Source organism: Bacillus sp. 103mf (assembly GCF_900116295.1).
In the GTDB taxonomy this organism is placed as follows: Bacteria; Bacillota; Bacilli; order Bacillales; family Bacillaceae_G; genus Bacillus_A; species Bacillus_A bruguierae.
The window spans coordinates 26,787-47,100 of sequence record NZ_FPAF01000017.1 but is presented as its reverse complement, the minus strand read 5'-3'; the positions used below and the strand labels follow the sequence as shown (position 1 = coordinate 47,100).

Here is a 20,314-nt window from a genome sequence, read left to right as displayed (position 1 = left end):
CTTACTGCCCGTAAAAGCCCGATTGGTTCAACTAACCATCAGTGAGAAATGCGTCACTGATGGAAGTTTCACTTTATTGTAAGCATACCGAGAAGATTTCTATTCGTAAAGATGCTTTTAGAGGAAAGGAGGGCCAAGTGTGAGGAATTTACCAATCCGTTGGAAGATTACGATTCTTTCTTATGCAGTTGTTATCGTTTCCCTCATGATTGGTGGAGGGATTATAGTCGCAAATATTCAACAAAAAGAAGAAAAAGAATTAAGAATTAGATCTATGAATACAGCGCGAACGGTAGCGGAAATGTCAGATGTAAAGAAGTCCCTTCAAGAAACAAATGGATGGGTTACATTAAATTCTGTTATTGAAAATATTAGAGTCATTAATGAAACAGATTATATTGTTGTCATGAATATGGAACGAGTTCGGTATTCGCATCCCGTGAAGGAGATGATTGGAAAACGTTCGAAAGGAGCAGATGAAAAAGCAGCATTTGCAGAGCATATTTATTTTTCAAAAGCAAAGGGAGAAATAGGTACTGTTATTCGTGCTTTTATGCCCATTAAAGATCAAAATTTAAACCAAATCGGTGTTGTTGTTGTAGGAAATAAAATACCAAACTTTTTTGAGATTATGAGCGAATTAAGAGGAGAAATTCTTTTTATAGTTATCTTAACTTTAATACTTGGATTGATAGGATCATTAATGCTCGCTAATCATATAAAAAAACAGATGTTTCAGTTGGAGCCCTATGAGATTAAAAGAATACTTGAAGAAAGGACAGCAACCTTTCATTCAATGAATGAGGGAGTGATTGCGATTGATAATCAAGAAATGATTACGGTTTTTAATGAGAAAGCGAAGCAAGTTTTTCATGTAACTGGAGATGTTGTCGGACAGCCTATTCGTAAAATATTACAGGATACAAGGCTTCCCGAAATCGTGGAGAAAAATCAAGCAGTATACAATGAAGAAATAAAAGTAAGCGGAAAGGTCATTTTAAGTAACCGTATACCTATTAAGAAAGATAATGAATTAATTGGAGCGGTGGCAATTTTCCAAGATCGTACGGAGGTAACAAAGCTTGCGGAAGAATTAACTGGAGTGAAGAACTTTGTTGAAGCACTGCGTGTACAAAGTCATGAGCATATGAATAAACTTCATACAATAGCAGGCCTAATTCAGCTCGGTAAAGCTGATAAGGCATTACAACTTGCCTATAACACTTCAGAGGAGCAGGAGAGTGTAACCAATTATTTAAATGAGACCATTAAAAATGATGCCGTTGCAGGGCTTCTTTTAAGTAAAGTAAGTAGAGGGAAAGAGCTTGGAATTCAAGTGAGTATTGATCAAAATAGTTATTTGGAGGCATTTCCGTACCAAGTAGATCAACATGATTTCGTTGTATTATTAGGGAACTTAATAGAAAATGCATTTGGATCATTTGAACGAATTGAGGTCACGAATAAAAGAATTGATATTAGTATTGAGCAGTCAGAGGACGTGTGTGCAATATTAATCGAAGATAATGGCTGCGGGATAAAAGAAGAATATTTACCAAGGTTATATGAGAAAGGCTTTACTGTGAATAAACGTGATGGAACAGGTTATGGTCTGTTTCTAGTAAAACAAATTGTTGAAAAGGGCAGAGGAGAAATTAGAATTTCATCTTTTAAAGGTGAAGGAACTAGCTTTATCATTACTTTTCCAATGGAGATGGAGGCGGAATTGTATGGCGTATAAAGAGGAATTTAAAGTAGTGTTAATAGAAGATGATCCAATGGTTCAGGAAGTAAATAAAGAGTTTATAAAAAGTGTAAAAGGGTTTCAAGTAATCGCTATCGCCAGCAATGGTGAGGAGGGGATTAGCTTTGTTAAAAAAATGAATCCAGATCTTGTTATTTTGGACATCTTTATGCCTAAAAAAGATGGTATTCAGGTATTGCAGGAATTTCGAAAACAACAATTAGAAACGGATGTAATTGTTGTTTCTGCTGCTAAAGATAGGGAAACAATTAAACTCATGCTGCAAAATGGAGCAATAGATTATATTATTAAACCTTTTAAGTTGCACCGCATTCAGCAAGCATTAGAGAAGTATCGCCAATATAGAATAAGTTTGAGAGACTCTGGGTCTATTTCACAGGAGCAGCTGGATTTATTATTATATTCTGGGCGCTCTGAGAGGACGGTGAGTAATTTACCAAAAGGTTTGAACGAGTTTACACTAAATGAAATTGTAACGTATGTAAAACAACAAGAAGAACCCCGTTCCGCTGAAGATGTGGCGCGTGCCATTGGGATAGCTAGAGTGACGGCTCGTCGTTACTTAGACTATTTAGAAAAAAGAGGTGCTATTTATTTGGCAGTTCAATATGGCGGAGTTGGAAGACCGATTAATCGTTATGTGTTTCGAGAAATGAAAAACTAAGACCAAAATGAACAAAATATTCGTTATGACCATAAACTTCTCCCTTTTTAATGTAAACGTTATCATTATGTTAGAAATGAACAGATAGAAAATTTAGAAAAATCAAAGGGGAGAAGAAAGGTGAAACGACTCTTTAAAAATTTAACCTTTCAAGTATTAACAGCTATTGTGCTTGGGGTGTTAGTTGGAATACTTTGGCCAAGTGTTGGTAAAGAAATGAAGCCGTTAGGTGACACATTTATCAATGCTGTAAAAATGGTAATTGCACCGATTATTTTTTTAACAATTGTACTCGGTATTGCAAAAATGGGGGATATGAAAAAGGTTGGTAAGGTCGGTGGAAAAGCTCTTATTTATTTTGAGGTGGTAACGACATTTGCCCTTATTGTTGGTTTAATTGTTGTAAATGTTATGAAGCCAGGAGAAGGCCTTAACTTTAATGAACTTGCAAAAGGAGACGTATCAAAGTATACCCAAAACGGTGGACATGGCATGAACTGGATTGAGTTTGTAACCCATATCGTTCCGTCTAATATGGTTGATGCGTTTGCGAAAGGTGATATTTTACAAGTATTATTCTTTTCGATTTTATTTGGTGTAGGGTTAGCGGCTCTTGGGGAAAAAGGAAACTCAGTAATTGATTTCTTAGACAAACTTTCACACGTATTCTTTAAAATTATTGGCTATGTAATGAAAGCTGCACCGATCGGGGCATTTGGTGCTATGGCATATACAATCGGTCACTTTGGACTTGCGTCGCTTGTACCACTTGGAAAATTAATGATGTCAGTATATATAACGATGTTCTTATTCGTTTTTGTTGTTTTAAATCTTATTTGTAAGATGTATGGATTCAGTTTATGGAATTATTTAAAGTTTATTCGAGATGAGATATTAATTGTATTAGGAACAAGTTCTTCTGAATCTGTACTGCCAAGAATGATGAATAAGATGGAGCGATATGGATGTTCAAAATCTGTTGTTGGTCTCGTAATTCCAACAGGTTATTCCTTTAATCTTGATGGTACGTCTATTTATTTATCCATGGCAGTGGTCTTTTTAGCACAAGTATTTGGTATCGATCTAACAATTGGACAGCAAGTTACTATTATTTTAGTGCTTATGTTAACCTCTAAAGGTGCTGCAGGTGTGACAGGAAGTGGATTTATTGTATTAGCTTCTACGTTAGCTGCGTTAAAGGTTATTCCTTTAGAAGGATTAGCATTACTTCTTGGAGTCGATCGCTTTATGAGTGAAGGAAGAGCCATTGTAAACTTAATTGGAAATGGGATTGCGACAATCGTTGTCGCAAAGAGTGAAAATGAATTTGATGAAGCAAGGCACGCAGAAGCCGTTTCTGGTATAAAAGGATTAGCAGAGGCGAAGGAAGCTGTATAATGCATAAGTAGTAGGAAGAATCATTTGTTTTCAAAGGAATGAAGAGTATGATGGGAAAAGGAACTATCCACTAGAATAGGTGGATAGTTTTTTTAAACTAGTTTATCCTGTTATTTTGGGGAAGTAAGACCTCACCAGTCACAACATCATTACATGAAATGCCCCATTTTTAATATTAGACTGGAATTCTGAAACACAATCTGTAGACGTATTTTTTAGTAGTGTTTCATGGAGAGAATTCTTTGCTATATACATAAGTAAAAAAACGACATTTTAGGGGAGGACGAGAGCATCTGGCCCTGCATATAAGCGATCAGGGCCTTTTTTTTGCCACAGGCGAAATTTAAAACAAAGAGAGAAAGCGAGTACAGGTCATGTTGTAAGTAAAGCTCCTTCATACTTAGGAAGGAGCTTTTCCTATTAAAATTTATTTGGAAATTGCTTTATAATACCTTCTGCAAGTGTGTCGGCCATTTTAATAATATGGTCTTCCCCTTTATCGAAAGCAAGAATATCTGCATCCCAATCTTTTTTAATTCTCGCTACAGCTTCATCTGCAACGAATTTTAAATGGGTATACAATAGGTCTTTTAATGCATCATTTGACCAATTTGGATTGGCGCTGCTAAGAAACTGAGCGATATCATCGGCATTTTTATACCACTCTTTGTTAAACTTTTTTAAATTTGCTTGATTACCGCTTTTTGCTGCAACTACTACTTTTCCTGCAAGGAGAATATGTTCTCTTAATAGTTTGGCAAGCTTATTACCAGCTGCTTCCCCATAATATGGCTTTATTGCATTCCCGATATCATCTTGGTTTTTTAACAGTCTTGCTAATACCTTATCTTGATCTTTCAGCCCTGCTAAGGCGCTTATAATATAATTCCTTGTCCATATTGTATGGTCAATCCAAAGTCTTCTTAAATCATCTTTCAGTTGTATTGCTGATTGGCTAGGGCAAGGATTTTGGATACGTACGTTTTCTTCTGCGCCTACTTTTATTGGTGACAAGAGGAAAGTACAAGACATAACGAGCAGTGTGAGTTTCAAGAGTAGCTTTTTCATGGGTATCTTCTCCTTTTTGATTTACATAAATATTCCATTGTTAGTTTGTATTATTTCGTTCATTTTATTCTGGTTAATTTAAGCGTTTTAGCATGTAGTGGATAAAGTGACGATATTGTGAACAGAATATGGCTGTAAGTATAAATGAGAGCAGATACGTGTGAATTTTTACTCGTTATCGTTATAATAATGATAGAAAACATACAGTGAATAAAAGGAGCAGTTTGAAATGAAGCAAAAAGCTTGGGGTGCGATTCTGCTTAGTAGTGCATTACTATTAACAGGATGTACTAGTAATAAAGAAACAAAACAAGAAACGAAAGAAAAAGTAGAGCAAACAAATCATAAAGAAGACAATCCTGAAGATCTGAAAGTGTACCAATCTGTACATAGTCAGTATGAAGAAAAAATTAATAAAGAAGTAAATGAGGCTATGAAGCTTTGGAAAGAAGCGGAAGAGAAATCTGGAAAGGCAATGAAACTTCCGAGATTTAAAGAAGAGGTCCAAAAGTTAACGGATAATACGTTAGCAGATATTGAGAATGTGCGTAAAGAAATTCGGGTTCCAAAGTCAAAAGAAAGAGAAAATGAATTATACGCAGGTTTTTTAAACGAAACAGAACAAGCGATGAAAAAATTAGAACGAGTAGCGAAAGAAGAAAATTCTTCATTCATTCGCGATATTGAGGTACACCTGTCTACAGCCGTTAACTATTATGACCGGTTTAAAAAAGAAGAGAAATCAGCGAAATAACTTTGTTTTTAAACAAAGTTATTTTTATTTCATAAAAAATGTTTTAATGAAAAATAAAAAAATTATAAAGTAGCCCTTTTAGACGAAAGTTAAAAGGGCTACTTTATTTTTAGCTGTTCGGATCTTCATGATAAATATAGGTGTACTTTTAGAGTTTGCTTTTTACTTTGGTACTTTATATTCTTTTTTCGTTCCATCTGTAAAGACAACTTTTAAGTCGAATTTTTCATAGTCTTTGTCCAGTTGGAATATATCTACTACTTGATTTATGACATCTTCATCTTTTGTGTCTTTATCAAATTTTAGTTGCTGTAAGAGTGGAGCCAATTTATTCATTGCTTCATTTCCAGCCAACTTTTCATTTGTTTTACTATCGTCTAGTTTTGCTTCTGGTTTTTCATTTGCTTTTTTATGTTTATAGTCTGCTTCGTAGTCCTTCTTTGTATCTTGATAATTTGCCCTTAAATCGAATTCATTAAAACTTAGTTTTAAATCTTGATTTACTTCTTTTTTTGTTTCTTCTGTTGTCTTCTTGTCAGTAGTTGTATCTTGTTTTTTAGGTGTACACCCTGTCATTGCAGGTAATAGCATAAATGCTAAAAGGATTGAAAATAAAATTTTCATTTTGTGTGCCTCCTTAGTAGTTTTCAATAAAAGCTTTTCCAATTTTTATCTTTTTATGTAAGGGAAAGGAATAATTTTTTATAATAAGAAAATGAAATATAAAGAAAAAGTGGTTGTTCCAAAAAGCTGGCAAATGTCATGTTTTTGGGAGTAATCACTTCTTTTTTGCTAGACACCCTGTCATTACAGGAAACGGCATGAGTACGAAAAGGTTTTCTAATTTCTATGTATCAAAGAGAGAAATATCGCAATTTAAATCAAAAAATAGATAGAATATTTGTGTTAAATTGGAAATGTAAGGGGGAATGATGAGTGTGCAGAGGTATGGTGATCTATTAAAACGTGCAATTGATTATATGGAAAAGCATATTGAGGAAGAACTGAATTTAGAAGAAGTAGCTTCTTATTGTGCTATGTCTATGTATCATTTTCACCGGGTTTTTCAAGATAACATTGGAATGAGCGTCAACTCATATATTCGGAAGAGACGATTAACATATGCAGCGCAGGCATTAGTGATGACAAATCGATCTGTATTAGATATTGCAGTGCAGTACGGGTTTTCTTCACAAGAAGCATTTACGAGAGCGTTTAAAGGTATGTTTCACTTACCACCGAAAAGGTATCGGACATATTTCCAAGCTTTTTATATAGAAAGGGAGGGCGTTTCAATGCAAAAAGGATTACCGAAAGGCTGGGTATTAAGCGGAAGCCATCCAGCAGAATATGAGATGGGCTTAGATTATGAGGTTGTTCATCAAGGAAAAGTGTCAGCTTATATAAAAGCGAAAGAAGATGTTACTCATGGTGGATTCACAACGCTTATGCAAATATTTAAAGCAGATAAATACAGGGGAAAGCGTTTGCGCCTAACGGCATTTATTAAAAGTAAAAGTGTGAAAGATTGGGCAGGACTGTGGATGCGTGTGGACGGAAAAGATACAGAGCCATTAGCTATGGATAATATGCAAAATCGTCCAATTAAAAATACGAAAAACTGGGAGCCTTATTCAGTTGTGCTGGATATAAAAGAAGAGGCGTTCGGAATTGCATTTGGCATTTTATTATCAGGAGAAGGCTGCATATGGGCGGATAGTTTTCGATTAGATGAAGTCGATGTAAAGGTGTCGTCAACGGACTTAGCGGAAAATTTTTATGAGACTCTTTCTGAAGAACCTACGAATTTGCAGCTTGAAGACATAGAAGAATAAGAAAGGGTGAGAAAGAACACATGTGGAAAATGTTATTCTATTCAATATCAGAATTATTGAAATTAGAAACCCCTTTTTACTTCTTTATATGGTTTTTTGTACTATTTATACTTGGCGTGTTGAGTGAAATAATAGAAGTAATAGGGAAAAACAAGCCAATTTTAAAATCTCTATTTAAGGCTAGTATAGAATGTTTACTTGGATTAATTATTTGTATCGGTATTGGTATTCTATTATTTCGTATTATTCATTTCATATTCCCGGGGCAAATTGAACCTTATGATGTTGCTTATGGAAGGTGGCTAGCATTTATTGCATTAACCTTATTTTCAGTTATCGGATTTTTAGTGAAGATTACAAAACAAAAAACAAGGATATGGTTGAAACCAACGGGGGTCATTGCTCAATTTTTCTTGTTTAGTATAAGTGTTTGGGGAGCAATTACTATTTTTCAGCCATCTTTACATATGAGTCTGCTAGTCATACTTTTATTTAGTTCTATATTAACTGTATTCCAGTTTCTTGGTTGTTTATACGAGTATCGTTCTTAAGAATTTATAAACAATGGATTGACAATAATTAGAAAAGTTATATAATCTAAATGTAAGTGATCACTTGCATTAGAAAGAGAGGATTATATGGCACGCTCAAAGACAGCAGAGAAAATTATTCAAGCAACAATTGAGTTAGTGAAAGAAAGAGGATATAAAGCAGCAACAACGAAAGAAATCGCAATGCGTGCTGGCGTCAATGAAGTAACAATATTTCGTAATTTCAAAAACAAAAAGGGTATCATTGAAGCAGCCGTTTATGAATTTTCATACGTACCGCATTTAAAACAGTTTTTACAAACAGAAATTGTGTGGGAATTAGAAACGGATTTGAAGAATTTAGCAAGGCATTATCATAAATTTTTGAATGAAGTGAAAGACATGATTTCTATTGGTATACGTGAAACAGGTGAATTTCCTGAATTAGATGATGAAATTGCTAAGATACCAAAAGGCTTAAAAGAAGAATTGATGATTTATTTTGAAAAGATGCAGCAAGACGGGAAAATTATTCATACAAATATTGAAGCACAAGTCATGAACTTTATATGGATTAATTTTGGTTATTTTCTATCTAAATTACGTTTTGAAAATCGACTTATAGAGATAAATGATGAAAATTTTATTGAAAATAATATAACCTTATATGCTAGGGCATTAAGACCCTAGTATTTATTTAAAATTAAATGCAAGCATGTACTTGCTTACGAAAGGGTGAGAAGATGAATACATTAAAACAATTTTTTAAAATACCGGGTACGTATGTAGGGGTTGTAGTGGCGTTAGCGTTTCAACTTATTTTCTTTTGCGTTTGGCTGACAGCGTATGATGGAGTAAATGAAAGAGCGGATCAAATGCACATTGCTATTGTGAATCAGGATACGAACATGGGAAGTAAAGTAACAGAAGGTTTACAGAAGAACTTACCTTTTCAAGTAACAAAAGAAAAATCTATGGAAAAAGCAAAAGAAGAAATGAATGCACATGCATACGATATGATTATTGAAATTCCGACTTCTTTTTCAAAGGATGTAAGTGAAAAAGGAAAAACAGATTTAATCTTTCATATTAACCAAGCAAACGCTATGATGGCAAAGCAGATGATGGAAGGAGTCGCGAAACAAGTTCGTGACAATGTAAATAAAGAAATATCAAATTATAAGCAGCAAGCAGTTGCTGGAAAATTACAAGCCATGGGACCAGGAAGTGTAGAAGCAATAAAAGGCTTAACTGAAGACTCAGTTGGATTTACGATTCATAAAGTAAATGATGCGAAAGGATTTTCTGTCAACATGGTACCGCTTATGATCGTGTTAGCTTCATTTGTAGGAGCGATGATTATGAGTATGGAGTTATATAAAGCATCGCAACTTGTTGAAAGAGGTTTGGGGAATTTCTTTTCAAGGCAACTTATTAATATGGCTGTTGCTGTAGTATTGGCAGTTATTACAGTTATTTTGATGGAGTTCTTTCAGATTCCAATACAGGAACCGATATTTACGGTTTGGTTGTTTCAAACCATTGTCTTTTTTGCTTTTCTTTCTTTAACGCAAATGTTTCTTAATTTATTTGGAAATGCGGGGATGCTATTTAATATTCTTACGTTATCTTTACAGCTTGTGAGCGCTGGTGTGATGGTACCGCATGTGATGCTATCACATACGTATCAAACAATTGGAAATTTACTTCCTGCCACATATGCAGCAGATGGATATTATACAATTATATTTGGAGGAGAGAATCTAACAAAAAATATCATGTTTTTATGCATGATTATTGCGGTGACTCAAATAATCGCTGTAATCGGATATAAAATATCTATCTCATTGAAGAAAAATCAAACTGTAATAAAAGGGAATGAAGCATAAAGAAAAAGGTATCCTTTTTGGGGATACCTTTTATACATTACTTTTCAATTCTTGCCCATTTAAAGTTTAATGGACCTGCAAAATCAACCTCAACGACACCTTTTACATAAGAGCGCTGTAAATAAGACTTTCCGTTTTGATATAGAGGTGAAATTACCGCATCTTTAAATAAGGTCTTTTCTGCTTGTTTTAAAATTGAATTGTTTTTCCACTAGCTTTTTTATTTGTTGCTTCAATTGCCTCTTGTATCATGTTCATAAAATTATTTTCATATAATACTTTCAAACCTGCTGCAGTTGCGCCGCCGGGTGTTGTCACTTGTTCACGAAGCATAGCAGGATTGTTTTCACTTTCTAGCATAGAAGCAGACCCCATAATCATTTTAATTACGAGATGTTTTGCAGTCATTTCATCGATACCATACTGTTTTGTTGCTTCAATTAAGCTCTCGGCAAAATAGTAGAGGAAGGCAGGGGCGCTTCCTGTGACAGCTGTTAGTTGATGAATTTCTTCTTCTGTACATAATTGTGCGTCTCCAATACCTTTTACTAACATTTGTAAGATTTCAATCTGTTCTTTACTTACAAAAGAGCCTGCGGTGTATAAAGAAATTGATTTTCCAATTGTGGCAGCTGTATTTGGCATAATCCAAGCAACGGCAGTACCTTTAGGAAGCTTTGATTCTAAATAAGAAGGTCCAATACCAGCTGCGACTGTTACTATGAACTGCTTGCTGACAAGTGGAGAGAGTTCAGTTAACAATTGTTCATGCGCTTCAGGAGGCATTGCTAAGACGATCACATCAGCATCTTCCACATATTGTTTCCAATCAGTTGTTGTAGAAACAGCATACTTTTCATGCAGCTCTGTAAGCCTTTCTTTATTTTGTTGATTGGATACGACAATCTCAGCAATATGCTCTTTACTTGTATGAAGAAGTCCAGCAAAAAGGGCTTCAGCCATACGACCTGCACCAATAAATAACACTCTTTGTTTCTTTTGCATATTCTTTGATCCTTCCTGTAGGAAATGTACTGCTAAAACGATAACATTGATGAAAGAGAATTGTAAAAAGAAAAGACTTGCATACAAAAAAAACTAGTCTCAGAAAGTAGCATTTCCGAAACTAGGATGTGTCATTAAGATTTTGTCATACCAAGAAGAATAGCGCCGCCGATAATTAAGGCACTGCCAAGCGCGATAAATACCATTTGACGTTTTGTTTTCTTTTCACCTAAGAAGACAATTGCCCCAAACGTTGAAATCACAATACCTGTTTGAGATAATGGGAAGCTTGTTGCAACGCCAACTCGTGGTAAGGAAAGAAGTAAGAATAAGTTTCCTGTTCCCCAAAGTAGACCAGATAAGATATTGCGAATTGCATATTTGTTAAATGGTTTATGCTTAAATGTCAGTACAACTGCTCCAACAAACATGCCAACTGCTTGAGGTAAAATAGCAGACCAGCCGTCAATGTTGTACCAACGAATAATGATTACATACACAAAATAACCAAAAGTAGAAACAATTAGAGTAAGTATCCCTTTTTTCAATTGTCCCGGCGGTTGTGCATTTTCTTTATCATCTAAAGAAGTTAAAACAACACCGATTACGATTAAGAGAATTGCGATCGTTCCCATGATAATTGTAGTAGTTGTTGTCCACTCATGAAAGGCAATAACCCCAAAAATAGAAGTAGCTACAAGCTGCATACCTGTTGAAATGGTAACTGTTGTTGAAACGCCTAATGTTTGAACTGTTTTTAATTGATTGACTTGCCCTAAAGCCCAAAATAAACCTGAAATAAAGCCAACAATTAATATGGTTAAAGATAGTGCCGGTGTTGTAAATGCATACATAATTGTTGCGAAGAATAGAGCGCCAATTGTTATACCTACCGTTTGGCTATATGCACCGCCACCCATTTTTACACTTATTAATAAAATATTTCCCCATGCTAATGCAGGAAGAAGTGCTAATAAAATGTCCATTACAAGACTCCCTTCTTGTTATAGCAATAAAATATATGTAGTTCTAATGATTGGTAATTTTTCACTTAAGAAGTGATCGTTAAAACGATGAAGTAGTGATGTTTATAAGGAGAACGCTGTCATTATATAAATGCGTTTTCATATCTCCTTTTTTGGCACCTTCATATAATAACAGGAAAGAGTCTCTTTTAGAAAGTAAATTCAAATAGAATGTATATTTCTATGAATATGAAAATTGTAATAGTTTATGTGGAAATAAGAAGATACAATAAACTGGATTTTTTATCCATAATTCTACATAAACATCTAATTTTCATTTCATTTCGCGGGAAATAATATAAAAAACAGTAGCTTTGTCGAAAGCTACTGTTAAAAAGAGGTTACTTTTTTATTGATAAATTGAATGAGCAATAAAAAGACGATTGACATACCGACAGTTGTAAGAACGAGTGCCCAGGCAAGCGGCATGTTACTTGCATCAATTGCCATATAAATTGAGGTTGGGATTGTTTGTGTTTTACCGGGAATATTACCAGCGAACATAAGCGTCGCACCAAATTCCCCTAGGGCGCGGACGAAACTTAAAATCATTCCACCAAGTAGCGAAGGGAACGCAAGCGGTAATGTTACATATAAGAACACTTGTAATTCATTTGCTCCAAGGTCTCTAGCCCCGTCTTCAATTTGTTCATTAGCAATGATAAATCCTGTTTTTGCTGATTGGTACATAAGCGGAAATGCAACTACAGTTGCAGCAATTACAGCAGCCCAAGGTGTAAACATAATCGATTGTTGAAACAAAGTTTCGATCCACTGACCGATGGGACTGTTTTTTCCAAAGATGATAATGAGAAAAAATCCAATTACAGTGGGCGGCAGTACCATCGGTAATAGAAAAATGGTTTCTAATAAAATTTTATAGCGCTTCGAGGACCGAGCTAAAACACGGCCAATTATCGTTCCGAACACCATCACAATGATCGTAGAAAGTGCAGCAACTTTTAGTGAAAGAATGATAGGTGACCAAAATGTATCAAATATCATAGTTACAATTACAGCACTGTAAAACCATATTTTTTAAAGATGGCTATAGCGTCTTTAGACTGTAAATATTCATAAAAAGCAGTTGCCTCTTTTTTATGTTTCGTTGCTTTTACGATACCTAATGGATAGCGGATTGGTTCGTGTGAATTCGCCTGTGCTGTAGTAGCAATTTTTACTTTCTTTGAAATAAGGGCGTCTGTTTTATAAACAATCCCTGCATTAACGTTTCCTGTTTCTACGTATGTTAATACTTGGCGTACATCTTTTGTGTATACAACTTTATTTTGAAGGTCGTTCCAAAGATTTAAATGAGTAAGCGCCTCTTTTGCGTATTTTCCAGCTGGAACAGATTCAGGTGTACCTAGTGCAATTTTTGTTACTTTCTCATCTTTTAACGATTGAAAATCTTTTAGATTACTATCTTTAGGAACAACTAATACTAGCTCATTGCCGAGTAGATTTTTCCCTTCTTTCTGATCAATAAGTCCTTTCGTTACGAGTGTTTGAAATTTATCTTCTGCGGCAGAGAAGAATAAATCAACAGGAGCTCCTTGTTCAATTTGCTGTTGAAGCTTGCCAGAACCGTCGAAGTTAAATGAGAGCTTTATATTTTGTTCTTTTTTCTCATATTGTGTTTGAATTCCTTTTAGTGCATCTTGTAAACTAGCTGCTGCAGAAATGGTAAGTTCAACCTTTTCTTCTTTAGCTGTTGTTTTTTCTTGTTTATTTGTGCTTGTACACCCCGTACTGATTACGAGAAGTAGTGTGAGTAAAATACTGCAAGTAACGCGAAATATGTACTTGTTCATTTTCATTTCTCCCTTCTTTTATCCCCAGTTTAATTATAACTAAATATATTTAATTATAAATAGTTATAATTAGTTATGTTGTGATTTTTCTCACGATAGTGAAAATAAATAGAAGCAAAACTGTTATTTTTGTTACAATGAAGGCAGAAAGCGAGGAATCGGTTTATGGATCATCATTCCTACACAACAGAAGAAGTAGCGAAGCGGTTAAAAGTATCGAAATTAACAGTGTATGATTTGATTAAAAAAGGTGAATTGCCCTCTTATCGAGTTGGTAGGCAAATGCGTATTGATGCAAGTGATTTAGAGCGCTATATTACAGAGATGAAAACAGGAAAAGTACAGGTAGTTTCTTCATCTATGCAAGTAATGAACCCGCTAAGTAAATCTGATTCTTGTATTATCAGTGGACAAGATTTATCTTTAGATATGTTAACGAAACATTTAGAGAGCCGTTTGAAAGCTTCTAATATGCTACGGGCATATCAAGGGAGTTTAACAAGTTTGGTTCAGATGTATCAAGGAAAAGGAGACATTGTTAGTCTTCATTTGTTCGATGGGGATACGGGAGAATACAACATTCCGTATGTAAAACGAATTTTAGTTGGACAGCCTTGTATTGTTATGAATTTATTATCAAGAACATCAGGTTTTTATGTGCAAAAAGGAAATCCGAAACAGATAAAGACATGGAATGATTTATGTAATCCATCCATTCAATTTGTAAATAGGGAAAGAGGATCTGGTATTCGTGTTCTTGTCGATGAACAATTGCGTATAAATGGAATATCGAAAACGGACATTTGTGGCTATGATTGGGAAGAATCAAATCATATTGGCGTTGCTTCTCAAGTTGCAAATGGAAAAGCTGATGTAGGAGTAGGGACAGAAAAAGTAGCGCAAATTGTAAATGTAGATTTTGTTCCACTTATACAAGAACGCTATGATTTGGTAATTTTAAAAACAGAAGAGAATATGGAGTTAATTGAAACAATAAAGTCGGTATTACAGTCTTCTGAATTTCAAAACGAACTGCGTGCTATTGGTGGTTATGATATAAGTAAAACAGGTCAAATTATATATGAAACAAATTAAAAAGTGCTGCTTGTAAGATTACAAGCAGCACTTTTTATTTATATAAAGGGGGGGAGTGCATTTTCATGCAAGGACATGTGCGAGTGCGTAAACAACTGCTGTAAGAAGAGCCGCACCGCCTATAAGTCCCATATAATCAAATTTGTTAAAAGTAATGTTGTTCATAGTTATCTCTCCTTACTTATGTAATCAGTAGCAACAATTTTTGCATCGATAAGGGGGGATAACACGAGCCGCATTATAGTTGCAATTGTGTTTATTATGTGAGTTCCTTTTCGATGTGTTTTTGTTGCCCTGTTTCTGTTTTAAGTATATGACAGATGTAAGGAAGTAACTATCGAATTAGCTTACAGTAGGATTACAGTTTTGTAAGGGAAATATTTTAAAAATTGTCACTTATTTTTATTACCAACTATTAATACTTAGTGTTATAATTAAAAATAAATACAGTTATAAAAAATTAAATTGTAGAAGGGAACAGATCGAATGTATACATTCATTGTAAGGGTGTTGAAATATATATTTAAAACATTTGGGAAAGTGGAGGTATATGGAAAAGAAAAATTACCGCAAAGCGGAGCATATGTTGTAGCTTGTACCCATACAAGCTGGATGGATGTTGTCATGTTAGCAACGGGAATGTTACCAACGAAAATTTACTACATGGCGAAAAAGGAATTGTTTCAAAGTAAATTTGGAAATTGGTTTTTTAAGGGGGTAAATGCGTTTCCGGTTGATCGTGAAAATCCAGGGCCGAGTACGCTGAAAATTCCATCTAGGTTATTAAAAGAAGGAAAGGTTGTTGGGATTTTTCCGAGCGGAACGAGATCTGCCGAAGCGACTTCATTGAAAGCTGGTGCTGTTACAATTGCCTTTCGTTCTAATGTTCCGTTAGTTCCGGCTGCATACGTTGGGCCTAACAGTTTAAAAGAATTGTTTCGCGGAAAAAGAGCGCAATTAATTTTTGGTGACCCGATTCAAGTGGAGCAGTCAGCACAGATGGATCGTAAAGAAGTGATGCAATTGATGACAGAAAAATTAAATGAGACGTTTACACAGTTAAAAGAAACGTTGCAAGAAGATAAAACAGCATAATGGTAATAGAAAAAGACGACCTGGCATAGAAGGTCGTCTTTTCAAATTTATCTATATAAGGGGAAAGGGGACACAAAATTATATAAGAATCACTGCGGCAACGTAAATGAATGCTGTAAGAAGAGCCGCACCGCTAGCAAGTCCAGCGTAATCAAATTTGTTAAAAGTTATTTGGTTTTCCATTATGATCTCTCCTTACTTGTTTGATTTAGTAGAAACAGGTTTTTTGATCTACCCTGTTTCTGATTTCATTGTACGAAATCAGGGGCGTTTTAACCATCGAGTTAGCTTACAGAAAGCTTACATTTTTGTAATAGAAGTGTAAGGCAGTTCAATGGTAGATGTTCCTTTTTTTTTCTAAACTGAGAGAAAGGTTACGTATAAAGTGCAAGGGAGGAAACCAAAGTGGAAAAAATACGGAGACGTGTATTTTTTGGGGTACTTGCTAGTATTGCTATCGTTGTCTTACTATTACCAACAAGACTTGGTCCAGTAATTGATAAATATAATCCGTTTTATCAAACGAAAGCGTATTACACAGTCGTAAAAGGTATTGGTCAACATATTGGAGATGGCTGGTATGAATATGAGTTCGTTGGATACGATGAAGATGGACGGGAACAGAAGATTACAAAAACGATTCAGAAAATGTTAAAACAAAATGAACCGTTAGAAATCATTGCAAAAGGACGTTATGCTGAGAAATTAGTTGAAATAGATAAAGAAGATATTCCGTTAAATGCAAGAGGAAAACTTTTAACAATACGATAAAAAGAAGGACTTCTATCATTGTTTAATGGAAGTTTTACCTTATTACAATATTGTAAGGTACCTGTAATGTAATTCGATAGTTGTGATAGCGAGTATTATCTATAATAAAAATAGAAAGAATGAAATATATCTTTCTGTTTGAATTTATAATGTGATGAAAAGGATTAACAACCAACTAAATGTGAGTCTCATCTCAAAAGAGATGGGACTATTTTTCTATCTTACAAAAATGTAAGGTTTACGTAAGCAAATTCAATGGCTCTTTTGTCATATTTCTCTCATAATAGAAATAGATATAAAAGTTAGGGATATTATAGAAGGGAGATAAGTGAGATGCAAAAAGAAGAAGTAGTTAAGTTTCCATTAGTAGAGTGTTTTAGCTACTTTGGCGTTGCAATTGTATGTATTGGGATTTTTGATATAATTACAAACTTTATTGTTTAATAAATAAATGAACAAGAAGGCGAATCTTCTTGTTTTTTTCATATACATTTTAAAAAGTTGTACTATATAAATACAAGTTAAAAAAGCGACATACCCCCCTTTTTTCTTTTGAGGCGGGCGAGAGCATCTGGCTATGCATAGAAGCGATTTCTATGTTGAAAAATTAAAATAGGTTTATCCCGCTATTTGTGGGCAGTAAGACCCCCACTTCAAGATTCAGAGAGAAGCAAAGAAGATAGGTGAGGGCTTTCCGTCAGTGGGGATGAAGAAAACCCCCACTGATGGAAGTTTCACTTTATATACAATGCCAGGAAGAGGTGATAGAAATGAAATGGATTGATAGTCATATACATTTGGATCAATATAAAAAAGAAGAGCAATTACAGTTAATTGAAGATATACAAAAGACGAAGGAAATAGCGGCAATAATTGCTGTGTCGATGAATGATCATTCTTGTCAGCAAACATTGGAGCTAGCAAAGAACTATCCATTTATATATCCAGCTCTCGGATATCATCCTGAGCAAGAAGTTGATTTCATACAATGCGAAAAAATTTGTGAATTAATTGAAAAAGAAGCACATCGTATTGCGGCGATTGGGGAAGTTGGTTTACCTTACTATTTACGTCAAGAAAATCCAAAGTTGTTGCTAGAGCCATATATTGAAATGCTAGAAAGATTTGTATATATGGCTCGAAAATATAATTTGCCAATTATATTACACGCTGTTTATGATGACGCGGAGGTTGTTTGTGATTTACTTGAATCTTATCGAATACGCCGAGCTCACTTTCATTGGTTTAAGGGAAGTCAACGAACGATGGAGAGAATGATCGAGAATGAGTATTATATTTCGGTTACTCCTGACATTGTATATAAAGAAAAAATTAAAGATATTGTTGCTTTTTATCCGTTATCACATCTTATGGTCGAAACGGATGGACCGTGGAAATTTACTGATGAAATGACGCATCCAAGTATGATTTTGCAAGTGTTAAAAGGTGTGAGTGAAATAAAAGGAATATCGCTTGAAGATGCTGCGGAAACGATCTATAAAAATACGGTTCAATTTTATAATTTATAAATCCAAGTTAAAAAAGGACATAAAAACCCTTTTCTTTTAGGTGGACGAGAGCATCTGGTCGTGCATAAGAGCAGTCAGGCCTTTCACTGCCACGTGTGAAGGAAGCAAGTGCAGGTCATGATGTATTCTGCATAGCAGCGAATTATATGTTGAAACATTAAACTAGTTTCAATGATTGATATAAAAATATTACATTTTTATATTTGTTTCGCACCTTATGCATCACAAAATTAGATTTAAGAAGGATGTCGCTTCTGGATATTCTTGGTATGATAGATAATGAAGCAGTTGTATATACGTAATGCTGAAAGGGGACAAATTTCAGCGGAAGAAGAGGGAATATACATGAAGAAATTCTTTGTAGGATTCTTAGTAGTTTTAGGAGTATATATGTTTTTTCGAGGCGAATCAGAAGGTGTGGAAAAACCTGTAAAACAAACGAGTTACGTTAATTCAGAAGAAGCAAAACAGGCGAAACAAATTATTAGCGAAGAGGCTAAGAAATATGATCTTCCAGAATGGATACCTCTTACAATTGCTGAGCATGAGAGCCGATTTAATCCAAAAGCAGTTGGAGATCATGGGACATCGTTTGGGTTGTTTCAATTGCATCGCGGTGGTGGACTTGCTCCTGAGCATGTAACAGATGAGGAGTTAAAAGACCCGCACAAAAATGCTGAAATTGCTATGCCACATTTGGCAAAAGGATATAAAAGAGGTATGGAGAAAGGGTTAACAGAACTTGAGTTACTTAAATATGTAGCGAACACATCTGGTTGGCCGGGTAATCTCGGAACAGAGTGGACTGATAAAAATATGAAATATAATATTGGACTAGAGAATGTGTATCATAAAAATAAAGGTGTTATGAAAGAGTAGGCCCGGAGATGACCTACTCTATTTTTCTGTAAAATATGTCTCTAGCTGTTCTTTTACTGCTTGTAATTGCGTAGAAACTTGAGGAATGTTGTATCCGACGTATAGTGGTGAAACGACAAACCGAGGAACAATTTTACATATCATTTTTCCCTCTAAGTTATAAAAGAACATATTATAACTATTACACCGTTTATGAAAATCGTGTAATACGTAGCGTACTGTTTTTTGAATATAATCGGCCATCAAATCAATTTGATTTGTATTTTCTATTATAATGTTAAACTCTGTAAAGCCGATAATTGGACGAGTAGAAATATTCAGTTCAATTCCGTGTTCTTTGCTTACAATGATTCCTTTGAAATGTTCTGTTTTTACATTTTGTCGATAGTCGACTTGTTCCATACCAATAATTTGCATATGTGCATGGTGGATTGTTCCCCCTGATAGAGGTCCATGATTTTTATATAAAATAACAGATTGGAATTTTCCGCTTTCTTCTAACGATAACCAGTGCCCAACTGAGAATCGGATAAGTTTTCGCATATGCTTTTGTGTATAGGTTGCAATATGATCATGACAATTATCAGTTTCGATAATGACCGTTTGTAATGTATTTTGTAATGTTGGATATTTATTTTTTAGCCAAATGATTGTTTCGTCTGTTTCTAAAATATTGCTTAGTTGTGTTTGATCGCAAAATGGGCAAGCTGCTTCTTTATTTTGCATACTGTTTGGTTTTTGTTGTCCAATCTGATTTAAAAAGTATAGCTGCTGTTGTGCCTCCATTTTTCTCCCCCTATTTGTCATATTCCAACTAGTACATATTCGTGAAAAGTCATTTTAAATCCTTTATAGTGGAATTAGGAAAAAATCGGAAGAAGGAGTTATCGTATGGAAGAAGAAAGAAATGTATCGTTTCGAGAGATGATGAAGCGACGGCTAGTTTAGATTCGGAATCAGAAGCAAAAATACAAGAAGCTTTGATGAACACATCTTTAAATAAGACGACGTTTGTAATTGCACACCGCTTATCGACAGTATTACAAGCGGATCAAATTCTTGTATTAGAGGATGGGAATATTACAGGTGTAGGTACACATGAGGAACTTATGGAGAATCATGCATATTACCCAAAAATTGTACAACAGCAATTTGCGGTAGAGTAAAATAAAGACGAGATATCCTGACTATTTCAAGG

General features: G+C 34.7%; 23 protein-coding genes and 1 pseudogene. 14 read left to right on the top strand and 10 right to left on the bottom strand.

The window, feature by feature from the left end; all coding sequences use genetic code 11:
• Nucleotides 1-139: 139 nt before the first annotated feature.
• From BM350_RS22745 to dctP, 3 genes are all read left to right on the top strand, one after another.
• Nucleotides 140-1,741 (top strand): ATP-binding protein, encoded by a 1,602-nt coding sequence (locus tag BM350_RS22745; protein WP_090917185.1) that lies wholly within the window; start codon nt 140-142, stop codon nt 1,739-1,741.
• Entirely contained in the window at nt 1,731-2,429 is a 699-nt protein-coding gene (locus BM350_RS22740) for a response regulator (RefSeq protein WP_090917187.1), read from the top strand. Before BM350_RS22745 ends, BM350_RS22740 begins: the two co-directional genes overlap by 11 nt.
• Nucleotides 2,430-2,549: 120 nt before the next feature.
• A complete protein-coding gene (gene dctP / locus BM350_RS22735) occupies nt 2,550-3,827 on the top strand; it encodes a C4-dicarboxylate transporter DctP (protein ID WP_090917189.1) in 1,278 nt (425 codons plus the stop codon).
• Between the two features lie 420 nt (nt 3,828-4,247).
• Here dctP and BM350_RS22730 read toward each other — a convergent pair whose 3' ends face one another.
• Complete coding sequence (locus BM350_RS22730) at nt 4,248-4,895, bottom strand: glycosyltransferase (RefSeq protein ID WP_090917191.1); 648 nt, start codon at nt 4,893-4,895, stop codon at nt 4,248-4,250.
• Nucleotides 4,896-5,124: 229 nt separating this feature from the next.
• Between BM350_RS22730 and BM350_RS22725 the strand changes: the two genes are divergently transcribed.
• On the top strand, nt 5,125-5,649 hold the full coding sequence (locus BM350_RS22725; protein ID WP_090917193.1) for a hypothetical protein: 525 nt from the start codon (nt 5,125-5,127) through the stop codon (nt 5,647-5,649).
• Between the two features lie 162 nt (nt 5,650-5,811).
• On the opposite strand, the gene BM350_RS22720 is transcribed toward BM350_RS22725, so the two are convergent.
• Nucleotides 5,812-6,273, bottom strand: a complete 462-nt coding sequence (locus BM350_RS22720) for a YusW family protein (RefSeq protein ID WP_090917195.1) — start codon at nt 6,271-6,273, stop codon at nt 5,812-5,814.
• Nucleotides 6,274-6,581: 308 nt separating this feature from the next.
• Here BM350_RS22720 and BM350_RS22715 point away from each other — a divergent pair, with 308 nt between their 5' ends.
• From BM350_RS22715 to BM350_RS22700, 4 genes are all read left to right on the top strand, one after another.
• A complete protein-coding gene (locus BM350_RS22715; protein ID WP_090917197.1) occupies nt 6,582-7,484 on the top strand; it encodes a helix-turn-helix transcriptional regulator in 903 nt (300 codons plus the stop codon).
• 20 nt (nt 7,485-7,504) lie between these two features.
• A complete protein-coding gene (locus tag BM350_RS22710; protein WP_090917199.1) occupies nt 7,505-8,035 on the top strand; it encodes a DUF5823 family protein in 531 nt (176 codons plus the stop codon).
• An 87-nt stretch (nt 8,036-8,122) separates the two neighbouring features.
• Nucleotides 8,123-8,704 carry a TetR/AcrR family transcriptional regulator gene (locus tag BM350_RS22705; RefSeq protein ID WP_090917201.1) on the top strand — a complete coding sequence of 194 codons (582 nt, stop codon included), beginning with the start codon at nt 8,123-8,125 and terminating at the stop codon, nt 8,702-8,704.
• 53 nt (nt 8,705-8,757) lie between these two features.
• Nucleotides 8,758-9,903, top strand: a complete 1,146-nt coding sequence (locus tag BM350_RS22700) for a YhgE/Pip domain-containing protein (protein WP_090917202.1) — start codon at nt 8,758-8,760, stop codon at nt 9,901-9,903.
• 37 nt (nt 9,904-9,940) lie between these two features.
• Here the strand turns inward: BM350_RS22700 and BM350_RS27095 are convergent.
• The 5 genes and pseudogenes from BM350_RS27095 to modA form a co-directional block, all read right to left on the bottom strand.
• Nucleotides 9,941-10,087 (bottom strand): annotated as a pseudogene (locus BM350_RS27095) (peptide transporter); the annotation flags it as partial.
• Nucleotides 10,088-10,092: 5 nt separating this feature from the next.
• A complete protein-coding gene (proC, locus tag BM350_RS22695) occupies nt 10,093-10,908 on the bottom strand; it encodes a pyrroline-5-carboxylate reductase (protein ID WP_090917204.1) in 816 nt (271 codons plus the stop codon).
• A 134-nt stretch (nt 10,909-11,042) separates the two neighbouring features.
• Entirely contained in the window at nt 11,043-11,894 is an 852-nt protein-coding gene (locus BM350_RS22690; RefSeq protein WP_090917206.1) for a GRP family sugar transporter, read from the bottom strand.
• Nucleotides 11,895-12,263: 369 nt separating this feature from the next.
• Nucleotides 12,264-12,938: a molybdate ABC transporter permease subunit gene (gene modB / locus BM350_RS22685; protein WP_090917208.1), complete on the bottom strand. Its 675-nt coding sequence runs from the start codon at nt 12,936-12,938 to the stop codon at nt 12,264-12,266.
• An 8-nt stretch (nt 12,939-12,946) separates the two neighbouring features.
• Nucleotides 12,947-13,747 (bottom strand): molybdate ABC transporter substrate-binding protein, encoded by an 801-nt coding sequence (gene modA / locus BM350_RS22680; protein ID WP_090917212.1) that lies wholly within the window; start codon nt 13,745-13,747, stop codon nt 12,947-12,949.
• Between the two features lie 165 nt (nt 13,748-13,912).
• On the opposite strand from modA, the gene BM350_RS22675 reads away from it, so the two are divergent.
• Complete coding sequence (locus tag BM350_RS22675; protein WP_090917214.1) at nt 13,913-14,842, top strand: substrate-binding domain-containing protein; 930 nt, start codon at nt 13,913-13,915, stop codon at nt 14,840-14,842.
• A gap of 63 nt (nt 14,843-14,905) precedes the next feature.
• On the opposite strand, the gene BM350_RS22670 is transcribed toward BM350_RS22675, so the two are convergent.
• Nucleotides 14,906-15,007 carry a DUF3948 family protein gene (locus BM350_RS22670; protein ID WP_090917216.1) on the bottom strand — a complete coding sequence of 34 codons (102 nt, stop codon included), beginning with the start codon at nt 15,005-15,007 and terminating at the stop codon, nt 14,906-14,908.
• A 321-nt stretch (nt 15,008-15,328) separates the two neighbouring features.
• Here BM350_RS22670 and BM350_RS22665 point away from each other — a divergent pair, with 321 nt between their 5' ends.
• Nucleotides 15,329-15,937 carry a lysophospholipid acyltransferase family protein gene (locus BM350_RS22665; protein WP_090917218.1) on the top strand — a complete coding sequence of 203 codons (609 nt, stop codon included), beginning with the start codon at nt 15,329-15,331 and terminating at the stop codon, nt 15,935-15,937.
• Between the two features lie 78 nt (nt 15,938-16,015).
• Here BM350_RS22665 and BM350_RS22660 read toward each other — a convergent pair whose 3' ends face one another.
• Nucleotides 16,016-16,120 carry a DUF3948 family protein gene (locus BM350_RS22660; RefSeq protein ID WP_090917220.1) on the bottom strand — a complete coding sequence of 35 codons (105 nt, stop codon included), beginning with the start codon at nt 16,118-16,120 and terminating at the stop codon, nt 16,016-16,018.
• A gap of 231 nt (nt 16,121-16,351) precedes the next feature.
• Here BM350_RS22660 and BM350_RS22655 point away from each other — a divergent pair, with 231 nt between their 5' ends.
• The 3 genes from BM350_RS22655 (at nt 16,352) to BM350_RS22640 (ending at nt 19,116) form a co-directional block, all read left to right on the top strand.
• A complete protein-coding gene (locus BM350_RS22655) occupies nt 16,352-16,708 on the top strand; it encodes a YxeA family protein (protein ID WP_139207706.1) in 357 nt (118 codons plus the stop codon).
• A gap of 770 nt (nt 16,709-17,478) precedes the next feature.
• On the top strand, nt 17,479-18,237 hold the full coding sequence (locus tag BM350_RS22645; RefSeq protein ID WP_090917225.1) for a TatD family hydrolase: 759 nt from the start codon (nt 17,479-17,481) through the stop codon (nt 18,235-18,237).
• Nucleotides 18,238-18,582: 345 nt separating this feature from the next.
• A complete protein-coding gene (locus tag BM350_RS22640) occupies nt 18,583-19,116 on the top strand; it encodes a transglycosylase SLT domain-containing protein (protein ID WP_090917277.1) in 534 nt (177 codons plus the stop codon).
• 18 nt (nt 19,117-19,134) lie between these two features.
• Here the strand turns inward: BM350_RS22640 and BM350_RS22635 are convergent, their stop codons facing one another.
• The gene (locus BM350_RS22635; RefSeq protein WP_090917227.1) at nt 19,135-19,902 is read right to left on the bottom strand and encodes a DUF4931 domain-containing protein; all 768 of its coding nucleotides are present in this window, start codon (nt 19,900-19,902) and stop codon (nt 19,135-19,137) included.
• A 41-nt stretch (nt 19,903-19,943) separates the two neighbouring features.
• On the opposite strand from BM350_RS22635, the gene BM350_RS22630 reads away from it, so the two are divergent.
• Nucleotides 19,944-20,282: a hypothetical protein gene (locus BM350_RS22630; RefSeq protein ID WP_170857756.1), complete on the top strand. Its 339-nt coding sequence runs from the start codon at nt 19,944-19,946 to the stop codon at nt 20,280-20,282.
• Nucleotides 20,283-20,314: the final 32 nt, after the last annotated feature.

Bases quoted from the DNA above. Each gene is read 5' to 3' on its own strand.
- BM350_RS22635 (WP_090917227.1), bottom strand. From the start codon at position 19,902: ATGGAGGCACAACAGCAGCTATACTTTTTAAATCAGATTGGACAACAA.
- BM350_RS22710 (WP_090917199.1), top strand. From the start codon at position 7,505: ATGTGGAAAATGTTATTCTATTCAATATCAGAATTATTGAAATTAGAA.
- BM350_RS22675 (WP_090917214.1), top strand. From the start codon at position 13,913: ATGGATCATCATTCCTACACAACAGAAGAAGTAGCGAAGCGGTTAAAA.
- BM350_RS22720 (WP_090917195.1), bottom strand. From the start codon at position 6,273: ATGAAAATTTTATTTTCAATCCTTTTAGCATTTATGCTATTACCTGCA.
- modA (WP_090917212.1), bottom strand. From the start codon at position 13,747: ATGAACAAGTACATATTTCGCGTTACTTGCAGTATTTTACTCACACTA.
- BM350_RS22730 (WP_090917191.1), bottom strand. From the start codon at position 4,895: ATGAAAAAGCTACTCTTGAAACTCACACTGCTCGTTATGTCTTGTACT.
- BM350_RS22715 (WP_090917197.1), top strand. From the start codon at position 6,582: ATGAGTGTGCAGAGGTATGGTGATCTATTAAAACGTGCAATTGATTAT.
- BM350_RS22690 (WP_090917206.1), bottom strand. From the start codon at position 11,894: ATGGACATTTTATTAGCACTTCTTCCTGCATTAGCATGGGGAAATATT.
- BM350_RS22700 (WP_090917202.1), top strand. From the start codon at position 8,758: ATGAATACATTAAAACAATTTTTTAAAATACCGGGTACGTATGTAGGG.
- BM350_RS22740 (WP_090917187.1), top strand. From the start codon at position 1,731: ATGGCGTATAAAGAGGAATTTAAAGTAGTGTTAATAGAAGATGATCCA.
- BM350_RS22660 (WP_090917220.1), bottom strand. From the start codon at position 16,120: ATGGAAAACCAAATAACTTTTAACAAATTTGATTACGCTGGACTTGCT.
- BM350_RS22645 (WP_090917225.1), top strand. From the start codon at position 17,479: ATGAAATGGATTGATAGTCATATACATTTGGATCAATATAAAAAAGAA.
- BM350_RS22640 (WP_090917277.1), top strand. From the start codon at position 18,583: ATGAAGAAATTCTTTGTAGGATTCTTAGTAGTTTTAGGAGTATATATG.
- proC (WP_090917204.1), bottom strand. From the start codon at position 10,908: ATGCAAAAGAAACAAAGAGTGTTATTTATTGGTGCAGGTCGTATGGCT.
- modB (WP_090917208.1), bottom strand. From the start codon at position 12,938: ATGATATTTGATACATTTTGGTCACCTATCATTCTTTCACTAAAAGTT.
- BM350_RS22665 (WP_090917218.1), top strand. From the start codon at position 15,329: ATGTATACATTCATTGTAAGGGTGTTGAAATATATATTTAAAACATTT.
- BM350_RS22670 (WP_090917216.1), bottom strand. From the start codon at position 15,007: ATGAACAACATTACTTTTAACAAATTTGATTATATGGGACTTATAGGC.
- BM350_RS22725 (WP_090917193.1), top strand. From the start codon at position 5,125: ATGAAGCAAAAAGCTTGGGGTGCGATTCTGCTTAGTAGTGCATTACTA.
- BM350_RS22705 (WP_090917201.1), top strand. From the start codon at position 8,123: ATGGCACGCTCAAAGACAGCAGAGAAAATTATTCAAGCAACAATTGAG.